General features: G+C 65.4%; 8 protein-coding genes. 4 read left to right on the top strand and 4 right to left on the bottom strand.

Going from position 1 to position 13369, the window contains the following annotated elements:
- Positions 1–154 precede the first annotated feature (154 nt).
- Both XI04_RS25630 and XI04_RS25625 read left to right on the top strand, forming a co-directional pair.
- Positions 155–3664, top strand: coding sequence for a PAS domain-containing hybrid sensor histidine kinase/response regulator (locus tag XI04_RS25630; RefSeq protein WP_271609207.1), 3510 nt, complete (start codon positions 155–157; stop codon positions 3662–3664).
- A 910-nt stretch (positions 3665–4574) separates the two neighbouring features.
- Entirely contained in the window at positions 4575–5126 is a 552-nt protein-coding gene (locus XI04_RS25625; protein ID WP_244429123.1) for a RidA family protein, read from the top strand.
- Between the two features lie 324 nt (positions 5127–5450).
- Here XI04_RS25625 and XI04_RS25620 read toward each other — a convergent pair whose 3' ends face one another.
- The 3 genes from XI04_RS25620 to XI04_RS25610 form a co-directional block, all read right to left on the bottom strand.
- A complete protein-coding gene (locus XI04_RS25620; RefSeq protein ID WP_038948590.1) occupies positions 5451–6014 on the bottom strand; it encodes a cytochrome P460 family protein in 564 nt (187 codons plus the stop codon).
- A gap of 73 nt (positions 6015–6087) precedes the next feature.
- On the bottom strand, positions 6088–7116 hold the full coding sequence (locus XI04_RS25615) for an alpha/beta fold hydrolase (RefSeq protein WP_038948591.1): 1029 nt from the start codon (positions 7114–7116) through the stop codon (positions 6088–6090).
- 37 nt (positions 7117–7153) lie between these two features.
- Positions 7154–7573, bottom strand: coding sequence for an organic hydroperoxide resistance protein (locus tag XI04_RS25610; protein ID WP_212475005.1), 420 nt, complete (start codon positions 7571–7573; stop codon positions 7154–7156).
- Positions 7574–7771: 198 nt separating this feature from the next.
- Here XI04_RS25610 and XI04_RS25605 point away from each other — a divergent pair, with 198 nt between their 5' ends.
- Positions 7772–10648, top strand: coding sequence for an ATP-binding protein (locus XI04_RS25605; protein ID WP_271623796.1), 2877 nt, complete (start codon positions 7772–7774; stop codon positions 10646–10648).
- 71 nt (positions 10649–10719) lie between these two features.
- On the opposite strand, the gene XI04_RS25600 is transcribed toward XI04_RS25605, so the two are convergent.
- Entirely contained in the window at positions 10720–11391 is a 672-nt protein-coding gene (locus XI04_RS25600; protein ID WP_018316334.1) for a response regulator, read from the bottom strand.
- Between the two features lie 338 nt (positions 11392–11729).
- Between XI04_RS25600 and XI04_RS25595 the strand changes: the two genes are divergently transcribed.
- Positions 11730–13355 carry an MFS transporter gene (locus XI04_RS25595; RefSeq protein WP_173015728.1) on the top strand — a complete coding sequence of 542 codons (1626 nt, stop codon included), beginning with the start codon at positions 11730–11732 and terminating at the stop codon, positions 13353–13355.
- Positions 13356–13369 lie beyond the last annotated feature (14 nt).

Here is a 13369-nt window from a genome sequence, read left to right as displayed (position 1 = left end):
TTCTCTCGGAAAACCCCAAGCTGCGCACCTTAACGACAACCCCAGTTCCCGCCCTTCCGAGCATTTCGCTGTCGCCTCCCCCCGCCCAACGCGATAGATTTGCAGCGAAAATGAGCTCGGGCGCGGCCAGCGCCCTGGGAGAAGCGCGCTCGCCATGCTGCACGATTGGGGCGTGATCGCCGCCGCCTTCGGCTATATCGGCTTCCTGTTCCTGGTGGCGAGCCATGGCGACCGCCGCTCGCCGGCCGGGCGCGGCCGTGCCTCCGGGCTGATCTATCCGCTCTCGCTGGCGATCTACTGCACCTCCTGGACCTTCTTCGGCTCGGTCGGCTTCGCCACCCGCGCCTCGACCGACTTCCTCGCCATCTATGTCGGCCCGATCCTGATGATCGGGTTAGGGGCCGGCGTGTTGCGCCGCGTGATCCAGCTGGCGAAAGCCCACAACATCACCTCGATCGCCGACTTCATCGGGGCGCGCTACGGCAAGAGCCAGGCGGTGGCGGCGACCGTGGCACTGATCGCGATCATCGGCTCGGTGCCCTACATCGCGCTCCAGCTCAAGGCGGTCGCCTCCTCGCTCGAAACGATCCTGAGCGAAGACCAGGCCTTCTCCCACATCCCGATCGTCGGCGACGTCGCGCTGATGGTGACGCTGGCGATGGCGGCCTTCGCGGTGCTGTTCGGGACGCGTCAGACCGACGCGACCGAGCATCAGCACGGCCTGATGCTGGCGGTCGCGACCGAATCCATCATCAAGCTGATCGCCTTCCTCGCCGCCGGCATCTTCGTCACCTTCTGGATGTTCTCGCCGCACGAACTGATCGAGCGCGCCATGAAGACGCCGGAGGCGGTGCGCGCCATCAACTATTCGCCGTCGATCGGCAACTTCCTCACCATGACGCTGCTGTCGCTCTGCGCGATCATGCTGCTGCCGCGCCAGTTCCACGTCAGCGTGGTCGAGAACTCCTCGGATGCCGAGGTCGGCCGCGCGCGCTGGCTGTTCCCGCTCTATCTCGTCGCCATCAATCTGTTCGTGATCCCGATCGCGCTCGCCGGCCTCGTCACCTTCCCGTTCGGCGCGGCCGACCCTGACATGTACGTGCTGGCGCTGCCGATGGAGGGCGGTGCGGGGCTTCTCAGCGTCGCCATTTTCGTCGGCGGCCTGTCGGCGGCGACCGCGATGGTGATCGTCGAATGCGTCGCACTCTCCATCATGGTCTCGAACGACCTCGTGGTGCCGCTGGTGCTGCAACGACGGCCGGAAGGACGCGCCGGCGGCGCGGATTTCAGCGACTTCCTGCTGCGCTCGCGCCGGCTCGCGATCTTCGCCATCATGGTGATGGCCTATTTCTACTATCGCGCGCTCGGCAATACCCAGCTCGTGGCGATCGGCCTGCTCTCCTTTGCCGCCATCGCGCAGCTTGCGCCGAGCTTCTTCGGCGGGCTGCTGTGGCGGCGCGCGACCGCGCGCGGCGCCATCGGCGGCATGCTGGTCGGCTTCGCGGTGTGGCTCTACACGCTGTTCATTCCGAGTTTCATGGATTCCTCGACATCGGGCATCCTGCTGCTTCAGCACGGTCCGTTCGGCATCGAGGCGCTGCGGCCGCAGGCGCTGTTCGGCGCCGATCTGCCTCCCCTGATGCACGGCGTGATCTGGTCGCTGTCGCTCAACATCCTGACCTATGTGCTGCTGTCGCTGGCGCGAAGGCCCTCGTCCATCGAGCTGCTGCAGGCCGATCTGTTCGTGCCCAATACGCTTGCGCCGATCTCGCCTAGTTTCCGCCGCTGGCGCACCACCGTCACCGTGCAGGACATCCAGACCACGGTGGCGCAATATCTCGGACCCGACCGCGCCCGGCATTCCTTCGAGGCATTCTCCGCACGGCGCAACGTTCGCCTGGAGGCTGGAGCGCCCGCCGATTTCGAGCTGTTGCAGCACGCCGAGCACCTGATCGCCTCCTCGATCGGCGCGGCCTCCTCGCGCCTCGTGATGTCACTGCTGCTGCGCAAGCGCACGGTCTCGGCCAAAGCCGCACTCAAGCTGCTCGACGACTCGCACGCAGCCCTGCATTTCAACCGCGAGATCCTGCAGACCGCGCTCAACCACGTGCGTCAGGGCATCGCCGTGTTCGATGCCGATCTGCAGCTGATCTGCTCCAACCGGCAGTTCGGCGATCTCCTCAACGTCCCCCCGCATATCGTCCAGTTCGGCGAGCCGCTGCGCGAGATCCTGGAATTCATCGGCGTGAGCGATCCGGACGACCCGGTCGAGCGCGAGGCCATGCTGGAGCGGCGCCTTGCCGCCTACACCACCGACAGCGAGCCATATCTCGAACGTCTGCCGGAACGCCACATGGTGATCGAGGTGCTTACCAACCGCATGCCCGGCGGCGGCTTCGTCATCACCTTCACCGATGTCACACCCACCTTCGAGGCGGCGGAAGCACTGGAGCGCGCCAACGCGACACTGGAAAAGCGCGTGCGCGACCGCACCGAGGAGCTGACGCGGCTGAATTCCGAGCTGGCGCTGGCCAAGAGCGCCGCGGAAGACGCCAGCATCTCCAAGACACGCTTCCTCGCCGCCGCCAGCCACGACATCCTCCAGCCGCTGAACGCGGCGCGGCTCTATGTCACGAGCCTGGTCGAGCGCCAGCACAGCGGCGAGGAGACGCGGCTGGTCGAGAACATCGACGAATCCCTGCAGGCGATCGAAGAGATCCTCGGCGCGCTGCTGGACATCTCGCGACTGGACGCCGGCGCGATGACGACCTCGATCTCGAGCTTCAAGATGGCCGATCTGATGCGCTCGCTGGAGATCGAGTTCGCGCCGATCGCGCGCGCCAAGAGCCTGGAGCTCACCTTCGTGCCGTGCTCGCTGCCGGTCGAATCGGACCGGCTCCTGCTGCGGCGCCTGCTGCAGAACCTGATCTCGAATGCGATCAAATACACCCCGCGCGGCCGCGTGCTGGTCGGCTGTCGCCGACAAGGCCCTTCGCTCAAGATCTGCGTCTACGACACCGGGGTCGGCATTCCGCCGGTCAAGCGCGGCGAGATCTTCAAGGAATTCCACCGCCTCGAGCAGGGCGCGCGGATCGCGCGCGGGCTGGGGCTCGGCCTGTCGATCGTCGAACGGCTGGCGCGGGTGCTCAAGCACGGCATCGCCATCGACGGCAACAGAAGCGGCGGCTCGGTCTTCTCCGTGACCGTGCCGACGGCGAAAGCGATCACCCACACCGCCGCGGTGACCAGCGCGACGCCGCTGGCGCGGACGCCAATCTCGGGTGCCCTGATCGTCTGTATCGAGAATGACGCGGCGATCCTCGACGGCATGCGCACGCTGCTGAAGGCCTGGGACGCCGAGGTGATCGCGGTCGCCGATCCCGAAGGCGCGATCGCCGCCATCGAGACGGCGGGACGGCGCGTCACCGGCCTCCTGGTCGACTATCATCTCGACCGCGGCAACGGCATCGCCGCCATCCGCGACATCCGCCGTCGCTTCGGCGACGCCATTCCCGCGATCCTGATCACCGCCGACCGCAGCCCCGCCGTGCAGGTCGCTGCGCGCGACGAGAAGGTCGCAGTGCTCAACAAGCCGGTCAAGCCGGCCTCGCTCCGCGCGCTCCTCGGCCAGTGGCGCACGCAGCAGATGGTGGCGGCGGAGTGAGACGCACTGCCAGCGCCCGCGCTCATGAAGAGCGCCTCCAGGGACAACGGCTTGGCCATTGAGCCGGGTACGGTGACGGAAGGGTGCACCGCGACCTCCACATCGTCATTGCGAGCGCAAGCGAAGCAATCCAGAATCCTCCCGTGGAAAGATTCTGGATTGCTTCGTCGCTTCGCTCCTCGCAATGACGGAGCAAGGTGAAATGTTGTCGTCCTCAAATCGGCATCTCGTTTCGCAGACACGCCTTCGCCTTCTCGCGGCGCGTTTCGCCCGAGGTTTGCGCTTCTCGTCACGCCCTCCTGGAGAAAAGGGCGCAGGGAAGGCCGGGTGCCGGCTGGCACCCGCGGTCCGCTGCGCGAAATGCACACGCAGGAAGAACCGCACAGCAGCATACAGGTGACGCCGAACACACGGCCTTCCCTGCGCGATGGTCGGACGGCTTATGCCGTGCTCTCCCGGGAGCCGAACTTTCCCTCTGGCCTCCCTCGCCTCACGGAATTCGCCGGCATGGCGCCGGTTGGCGCCATGTCGCCTCCGTAAGACTTGACCGTAGCAACGACGGCCAGGACCACACGGTTTTGCCGTACGCACACAGCGCCGTTCGTACAACGCGGCTTGCGAGAAGCTCACGGGGATCGGCTCAATCCATCACCCCGCCCCGCGTCTCACATCCGCGACGGCGCCAATGCGTCCACCGCAGCCCGATCCGCGGCTCGTGACGACGTACGACCGCCCCTTTTCGCCGGATCAGGGTGAGCAATACCTACGACAAAGCCGAATTTCTGTAAATACGAATATTTTCGATCAAGCCGATTGACCCAGCCGTTGCTGTTTTGCCTGACGATCACCCAAGCCCTTGGGGTGACCCGGGCACGTCGCCCGCAAAATCATGCATTGAAGAACGCACTTGATGTCCGCTGATCTCTTCCAGCAGCGCAAAACGCGGATATTGTCCAACTTCATAACCGGAAGTGCGGCTTGCCGGAATCATGAGTATTATCCTCGTAGTATCACCGCCGATCGTCGGCATAACCAAGGTCTCGCAATGAGCCGAACGGTACATGCTCCCACTGGACTCTTTGACAGCCGGCACTACGGCTTTGCGCAGGTAGCAATCGTCCCAACGCGCCTCGGCGACGCCGTCCATGTGTCTGGCCAAGTGGCTTGGGACGCAGATCGAAACGTCGTTGGTGCCGGTGATATTCGGCTCCAACTCGAGAAAAGTCTGGAGAATCTTGCGGCCGCCCTGGCGTCCGTCGGTGCAAAACTATGCGACGTCGGTGCACTTCGGCTCTATATCAGGCAAAGTCATATGCATGAGAGCAGCGCCATCACCGGAGCTCTCAAGGCGGCCTTCGGCGAGAATCCGCCTTGCGCAACTTGGATCGGGGTGTCGAGCCTCGCGAATGAGGCGTTCCTCATCGAGGTCGAGCCTTCGGTCGTTTTTATTGACCGAGAGTGACTTGATAGCCAGCGGCAGCCTCGGGCTGCGATAAGCAAACTCGGTGGTCAAGGCCCTCTGTCGCTCGGTCATTGAGCGGCATCGCTTGAACGTCCGCAATGGGTCAAAACCGGCAATGTTCTGAACGAGCCGAATGACTTCGCTCTGCCTCAAGACCGGACATCCGCGAGTTAGCGAGGAAGCGCCTCAGCCCGTCGGTAAGCCCTGCCTGTCCTAGTGGCAACCATCGCGTCTTGCGTCCGGCTCTCGATGCCGGGCTTTTGCAGGATCGCGCAGATGTGCGCCTTGCGATGGCGGCGGAATGATTGCCGGCCGAGGTCCGCTTCAGGGCGCAAGCCGTGTGAAGACGTAGTCGCGGCTGCCCGCGCGGGCTTCGTGACAGCCCCAGCAGGTGCGGTGCTGGGCCTCGTCGACCGGCTTGCCGTTGATGAAACGGCCAAAACCCCAGCCGCCCGTCGCGGCGTATTTTTTGGAATCCTTGACCATCACCTGGACCGTGGTGGCGGCGCCGGGGATGGTCGCGGACGCAAACTCAGGTGACTGTTTGCGTTTCCAGGCGCGCTTGACCAGAATGGTGCCGTCGGGGAACGGCAGCTTGCCGGCCTGATACGCGTCGATTGCGATCCGGTTGCCGACGACAGCGCGGAGCTCGTCGAGCGGCGCGGCCTCTTCGGCCGGCGCGATCAGCTCCCACTGCTTGTAGTCCGGCGGAATCGTGACGCCGAAGATCGGCGAGGCGTCGGCCGTGCCGCGTGCCGCCGGCCCCTCCGCCGAAGCGATCGTGACGAGATACGGCACGCAGGTCAGGAGCATGACGAGCAGGACCACGGCGAGCACGATCATCGTGGCGTAGGGAGATTTGTTCTTTTCAGGTTCGGCTGGCGTCATGACCATTCATCAAGCTGGGTTCAATGGGCGATCCTCGGTCCGGCCCATGGCTGGACCGAGGTGTCGTAGATGCTCAGGCGCCGTCGGCGTCGATGACGGCCTTGGCGAAGGCTTGCGGTGCTTCTTGCGGCAAATTGTGGCCGATGCCGCCGGTGATCAGGCGAAACTCGTATCGACCCGAGAACTTCCTGGCATAGGCGCTCGGGTCGGGATGCGGCGCGCCGTTGGCGTCGCCCTCCATCGTGATCGTCGGCACGTCGATGACGGGAGCCGCCGCCAGCTTCTTTTCGAGATGCTCGTATTTCGCTTCGCCCTGGGCGAGCCCGAGCCGCCAGCGGTAGTTATGGATCGTGATCGCGACATGATCCTTGTTGTCCAGCGCCGCCGCACTTCGATTGAAGGTGGCGTCGTCGAACTTCCATTGCGGTGAGGCGAGCTTCCAGATCAGCTTGGCGAAATCATGCGTGTACTTCTCGTATCCGGCACGGCCGCGCTCGGTGGCGAAATAGAACTGGTACCACCATTGCAGCTCGGCAGACGGCGGCAACGGCGCGTTGCCGGCGGCCTGGCTCGAGATCAGATAGCCGCTGACCGACACCAGCGCGCGGCAGCGCTCCGGCCACAGCGCGGCGATGATGTCGGCGGTGCGCGCGCCCCAATCGAAGCCGGCGACGACCGCCTTCTTGATATCGAGCTTGTCCATCAGCGCGATGACATCGGCCGCCATCGCGGCAGGCTCGCCGTTGCGCGGCGTCTCGCTGGAAAGGAAATGCGTCGTGCCGTAGCCGCGCAAGTGAGGGATGATCACGCGATAGCCGGCCTTGGCCAGGATCGGCGCGACGTCGACGAAGGCGTGAATGTCGTAGGGCCAGCCGTGCAGCAGGATCGCCACGGGACCGTTCGAAGGACCCGCCTCGGCATAGCCGACATTGAGGACGCCGGCATCGATCTGCTTCATCGTGCCGAAGGACGCAGTCGATGCGGACGATTTCGGCGCTTCGGTCTCGGCGCGCGCGAGGTCGATTACGCCAAGACCGACGGCGACGGTTCCGGCGGCGACGCCAAAGAACTGGCGGCGATGCTGGTCGATGATCTGCTTCATGGTGGAGCTACCTTTCTTGATGGTTGGTGATGGCGCGTCAGATCTGCGCGACCGTGACGTCGATGTTGCCGCGAACGGCCTTGGAATAGGGGCAGGTCCGATGCGCATCATCGATGATGCCGCGCGCGATCTCGGGGTCGAGGCCCGGCAGGCTGACATTGAGCCGCGCCCGCAGCGAATAGGCGCCCTCGTCGAGCACGAGATCGATTTCGGCATCGATCGCGCATTTCCTGGGAAGCTCGATCTTCCGCTGGCGCGCCGCGATCTCCATCGCGCCTTCGAAGCAGGCCGACCAGCCGGCGGCGAACAATTGCTCGGGATTGGTGCCGATGCCTGCGGCGCCCGGCGGCGACAGCTTGACGTCGAGGCGGCCGTCGGAGCTGCGCGATATGCCGTCGCCTCGGCCGCCGCTGGTGTGGGTCTTGGCCGTGTAGAGTGTTTTTGCCGCCTGCGTCATGAAGCTGTCCTTTCCGTTGCGCAACTGACTAGCAGTGGCTGGTGCAGGACACCCGTTGGGAGTTGTGAGAAGTTGTGAGGCCAGACCTCGCGCGCTTAACAAGGCCTGCATCCGCGGTCTGATGCCGATGCAGCGACGGCCTTGCCGGATCGCGATCATCTGGCTATCGGGGCCTGTCGAAGGGACCCGAGATTTGCCATGACAGAGCCGGCCGGCACCGCAACGGGAACTTTATCGTTCGGGCCATTCTCCGTGACGCCACATGAACGGCTCGTGATGCGCGACGGCGTCGCGTTGCCGCTCGGCGCGAAAGCGTTCGACACGCTGATGGCGCTGATGTCGCGGCCGAACCAGGTCATCGGCAAATGGGACCTGATGGCGCTGGTGTGGCCCGGCATCACCGTCGAGGAGGCCAATCTGCGCTTTCACGTCGCAGCACTGCGCAAGGCGCTCGGCGACGGCAAGGACGGCGCCCGCTACATCACGACGCTGTCCGGCCGCGGCTATTGCTTCGTGGCGCCGATTTCGCAACTCGCAGCGCCGATTTCGCAAACAGGCATTGCGGCAACCCAGCGCCCCGCGCCGCGGCTGGAATTGCCGCCGGTGAAACTGCCGAACCGGTTACAGCGGATGGTCGGGCGCGACGATGAGATCGCCGCCGTCTCCGACAGGCTCATCGCCTCGCGCTTTGTGACGATCGCCGGCCCGGGCGGCGTCGGCAAGACGGCGGTCGCAGTGGCGATCGCTCACGACCTGCTCGAGACCTTCTCCGATGCCGCGCACTTTGTTGATCTCGCCGCGCTCAGCGATCCCGATCTCGTGATCACCTCGATCCTGCTGATGCTGGGCTTGCCGGCCGAGACCGACGATCCCCTGCCCGCGCTGCTCGCGCATGTCAGGGACAAGCGGATGCTGCTGGTTCTCGACAATTGCGAGCACGTCATCGCGACGGCCGCACCGCTGGCGGCGGACATCTTCCAGGCGGCGCCACATGTCCATATCCTCGCGACCAGCCGCGAGGCCCTGCGCGTCGAGGGCGAGCAGGTCTATCGATTGGCGCCGCTTGCCGTTCCGCCCGACGGCTCCGGACTGACGGTCGCCGCAGCGCAGACCTATCCGGCGCTGCAACTGTTCCTCGAACGTGCCACGGCCAGCGGCGCGCAGATCAGTCTCGACGACGCCAATGCCGCGATCATCGCGAGGATCTGCCGCAAGCTCGACGGCATGGCGCTGGCGATCGAACTCGCCGCCGGCCGGGTCGAAGCCTACGGCCTGGAGCAGACGGCCGCACTGCTCGACGAGCGCCTCAATCTGCTCTGGCAGGGCCAGCGAACGGCGCCGCCCCGGCAGAAGACATTGCAGGCCACGCTCGACTGGAGCTACGGACTGCTGTCGGATCTCGAACGCCTCGTGCTGCGCAGGCTTGCGGTCTTCGCCGGGCATTTCACCATCGACGCGGCGCTCGAGGTCGTGCCGGACGAGCGCGTCGACCAGGCCCGCCTGTTCGACGCCGTCGACAGTCTCGTGGCCAAATCGATGGTCGCGCCGCGCCCCATCGGCGCCATGATGCGCTACCGCCTGCTCGACACGACGCGCGCCTATCTGCTCGAGATCGAGCCCGACGGCGCGGCTCTCGCCGCGCGCCACGCGACTTACTACCGGCGATGGCTGGAACAGGCCGGCATGACATGGGCCGCCGTGCCGAGCGCGGACGAACGAGCTGCTCACTTCTCCGCACTTCACAATGTGCGCGCCGCGCTCGACTGGTGCTTCGGGGCGGGCGGTGATCTCGGCATCGGCATTGCGCTCACCGCCGCCGCGGCGCCGATCTTCCTGGCGATGTCCCTGTTGATCGAATGCCGGCGCTGGTCGGAACGGGCGCTGCTGGCGATGGACCCCTCCTCGCGCGGCAGCGCCGAGGAAATGCACATCCAGGCCGCCCTCGGACTGACCCTGATGTTCACCCGCGGCGGCAGCGAAGCGGCGCGCAGCGCCCTGAGCCGGAGCCTTGCGATCGCGCAGGCGCGCGGCGACGACATCAACCAGCTCCAGCTGCTCGGCCGGATGCATATCTTTCACGAGCGGATGGGAGAGTTCGACGCCGCGCTCGGCTATGCGCAGCAGAGCCTCGCGGTCGCGAGGTCGCTGGGCGATCCCGCCTCGATCGCCCTCGCCCATTCCCTCCTCGGCGTCTCCTTGCATCTGGCAGGCGAGCATCGCGACGCGCGCGAGATGCTGGAGGTCGCCTGGCGGGGACCGGGCACGGAGCGAATCAGCACCGTCCACGGCTTCGATCATCGCAACCGGGCCGGCATCACGCTGGCTCGCGAGCTCTGGTTGCAGGGCCGGCCCGCGGATGCGCTGCAGCTGGCGCGGCAGACGGTCACCGAGGCCGCGCAGATGGATCACCCGATCACGCTCTGCATTGCGCTGATCTGGACGGTCGCGATTGATCTGTGGAGCGGAGACCTCGACGGTGCGGACGCGAATATCGACCGCTTCATCGCGCATGCGACGTCGCGCTCGATGGGGCCTTATCTCGCCGTCGGCCGCGGCGTCAAAGGCGAGCTGGCGATCCGGCGCGGCGATGCGGCCGATGGCGTCGAGACGATCAGGACTTGCCTGCGCGAGCTCCACGATGCCGGCTACGAGCTGCTGACCACGACGTTCAACATCGCGCTGGTTCAGGGATTGTTGGCGCTCGGCCAGATCGAGCAGAGCGCACAGCTGATCGACGACGCCATCCGCCTCGTCGCGCAGAGTGGCGATCACCTCTACATGCCCGAGCTGTTGCGCATGAAAGGCAAGGTCCTATCGTACCTGCCGGAACCGCAGGTCGAGGGCGCGGAGGCCTGCCTGGTGCAGTCGCTGGAGCTCAGCCGCGGCAAGGGCGCGAAAGCCTGGGAGCTGCGGGCCGCGATCGACCTCGCCCGGCTAATTGCCGAACGCGGCCGGCGTGACGAAGCAAAACGGTTGCTTCAATCGGTTCTGAAGGGCTTTGCTGAAGGTGCCGAAACGGAGGACATCAGGATCGGCAACGAACTGCTGCGGAGGTTATCAACCCCGCCATCCTGATGAGGTGCGAGGCATGGGACGCAACGCGCTCCATGGGGCGCCTCGGGATGACGGGTTTGATAGCTTGGCGCTCACCCCGTCGGCGTGCCCTGCTTCCACTGGCCGCCGGCGATCTTGGCGGCCGCGATCACCGCCTGGGTGCGGCTCTCGACGCCGAGCTTTTGCAGGATCGCCGAGACATGTGCCTTGATGGTGGCCTCGGAGACCCCGAGCTCATAGGCGATCTGCTTGTTGAGCAGGCCCTCCGACAGCATCATCAGGACCCGGACCTGCTGCGGCGTCAGGGTCACCAGGCGGTCGCGCAGGCGCGTCATGTCGGGATCCGCCGCAGCCGACAAATCGGTATCGGCGGGAACCCAGACGTCGCCCTCCATCACCTTGAGGATGGCGTCGCGCAGGGTCTCGACGCCGAATCGCTTGGGAATGAAGCCGGAGGCGCCGAAATCGAGCGAACGGCGGATCGTGGCGCTGTCGTCGGACGCCGAGACGATCACCACCGGGATCGCCGGATATTGCGCGCGCAGATAGATCAGGCCGGAAAAGCCTGAGATCCCGGGCATCGAGAGGTCGAGCAGGATCAGGTCGACATCCGAGGTCTGTTCCAGGAGCTTGGTCAGATCCTCGAACGATCCGGCCTCGTCGATCCTGGCCGAGGTCAGGACGCCGGCCACCGCCTGTCGCAGCGCGTCGCGGAAAAGAGGATGGTCATCGGCGATGACGAGATGGGTCGAGGGAGCGTTCATCGTTCTCTTGCTGTCGTTCGCGGGCCGGCGGACCAATCCCGGGTATGTCAATTCTTCCCCGAGCGGCCGTGGCATGCAAGTGCACATTATCCCTTTGCTGCAAAGGGGTTAATCCGGAAGCCTACGTGGCGGCGCGCCGGTGCCCGATACCGGCCGTCAGCTACGCGTCAGTGCGCAAGGCCGAAAGTCGTATTGGGGCGGGTTTCACGCCGATGTTACCTTGCGGGCAAGACCTGGGTTGATCCGGCATGTCCGGACGTCTGGGGCGCGAGGAAACGCAATTCGGGGAGCGACTCAACATGTCGACAATGGCCGTATCTCAAGCAGGCGCGGGAGGGATGACGAAGGACGAACGGTTCGTCATTCTCGCCTCCTCGCTCGGTACCGTCTTCGAGTGGTACGATTTCTACCTCTACGGTTCGCTGGCCGGCATCATCGGCGCGCAGTTCTTCTCGGCCTATCCGCCGGCAACCCGCGACATCTTCGCGCTGCTGGCGTTCGCAGCCGGCTTCCTGGTGCGTCCGTTCGGCGCGATCGTGTTCGGCCGCATCGGCGACATCGTCGGCCGCAAATACACCTTCCTCGTCACCATCCTGATCATGGGTCTGTCGACCTTCATCGTCGGCCTGCTGCCGAACGCGGCCACCATCGGCATCGCGGCTCCGATCATCCTGATCGCGCTGCGCCTCGCCCAGGGCCTGGCGCTCGGCGGTGAGTATGGCGGCGCGGCGACCTACGTCGCGGAACATGCTCCGAACGGCAAGCGCGGCTACTACACCTCCTTCATTCAAACCACCGCGACGCTCGGCCTGTTCCTGTCGCTGCTGGTGATCCTGTTCACCCGTAGCGCCCTCGGCGAGACCGACTTCGCGGCGTGGGGCTGGCGCATCCCGTTCCTGGTCTCGGTGCTGCTGCTCGGCATCTCGGTCTGGATCCGGCTTCGCCTCAATGAATCCCCGATCTTCCAGAAGATGAAGGACGAGGGCAAGAGCTCGAAGGCGCCGCTGACCGAAGCCTTCGGCAACTGGCAGAACGGCAAGCTCGTGCTGCTCGCGCTGCTCGGCGGCGTGATGGGCCAGGGCGTCGTCTGGTACACCGGCCAGTTCTACGCGCTGTTCTTCCTGCAATCGATCCTGAAGGTCGACGGTTACACCGCCAACCTGCTGATCGCCTGGTCGCTGCTGCTCGGCACCGGCTTCTTCATCGTGTTCGGCATGCTGTCCGACAAGATCGGCCGCAAGCCGATCATCCTCGGCGGCTGCCTGATCGCGGCGCTGACCTTCTTCCCGATCTTCAAGATGATCACCACCAATGCCAACCCGGCACTGGAAAAGGCGATCGAATCGGTCAAGGTCGACGTGGTGGCGGATCCCGCGGGTTGCGGCGACCTGTTCAACCCGGTCGGCACCCGTGTCTTCACCGCACCTTGCGACACCGCACGCGCTTATCTGTCGCAGTCGTCGGTCAGGTACACGACCACGCCGGGCGCAGCCGGCTCGGGCGTGAAGGTGGTGGTCAACGGCAAGGACATCGCCTACGCCAACGCCAAGGACGGCAACCCGGCGGTGCTCGCCGCGGTGCAGGCGGCCGGTTATCCGAAGGGCGGCGACGCCGGAATCGTGAAGATGGCGCATCCGTTCGACATCTTCCGTCCGCAGGTGGCGGCGATCATCGGCCTGCTGTTCGTGCTCGTGGTCTACGTCACCATGGTGTACGGCCCGATCGCGGCGATGCTGGTCGAACTGTTCCCGACCCGCATCCGCTACACCTCGATGTCGCTGCCCTACCACATCGGCAACGGCTGGTTCGGCGGCCTGCTGCCGGCGACCGCCTTTGCCATCGTGGCCTCGACGGGCGACATCTATGCCGGCCTCTGGTATCCGATCATCTTCGCCTCGATTACCGTCGTGATCGGCTTCTTCTTCCTGCCCGAGACCAAGGACGTCGACATCAAGGCGACCTGATCGAAAGCAGCGAT

It is taken from the genome of Bradyrhizobium sp. CCBAU 11430 (assembly GCF_028128855.1).
Taxonomy (GTDB): domain Bacteria; phylum Pseudomonadota; class Alphaproteobacteria; order Rhizobiales; family Xanthobacteraceae; genus Bradyrhizobium; species Bradyrhizobium ottawaense.
The sequence above is the reverse complement of the archived record's forward strand: the minus strand, read 5'-3'. Positions and strand labels throughout refer to the sequence as shown.

Bases quoted from the DNA above. Each gene is read 5' to 3' on its own strand.
- XI04_RS25630 (WP_271609207.1), top strand. From the start codon at position 155: ATGCTGCACGATTGGGGCGTGATCGCCGCCGCCTTCGGCTATATCGGC.
- XI04_RS25625 (WP_244429123.1), top strand. From the start codon at position 4,575: ATGTCCGCTGATCTCTTCCAGCAGCGCAAAACGCGGATATTGTCCAAC.
- XI04_RS25620 (WP_038948590.1), bottom strand. From the start codon at position 6,014: ATGACGCCAGCCGAACCTGAAAAGAACAAATCTCCCTACGCCACGATG.
- XI04_RS25615 (WP_038948591.1), bottom strand. From the start codon at position 7,116: ATGAAGCAGATCATCGACCAGCATCGCCGCCAGTTCTTTGGCGTCGCC.
- XI04_RS25610 (WP_212475005.1), bottom strand. From the start codon at position 7,573: ATGACGCAGGCGGCAAAAACACTCTACACGGCCAAGACCCACACCAGC.
- XI04_RS25605 (WP_271623796.1), top strand. From the start codon at position 7,772: ATGACAGAGCCGGCCGGCACCGCAACGGGAACTTTATCGTTCGGGCCA.
- XI04_RS25600 (WP_018316334.1), bottom strand. From the start codon at position 11,391: ATGAACGCTCCCTCGACCCATCTCGTCATCGCCGATGACCATCCTCTT.
- XI04_RS25595 (WP_173015728.1), top strand. From the start codon at position 11,730: ATGACGAAGGACGAACGGTTCGTCATTCTCGCCTCCTCGCTCGGTACC.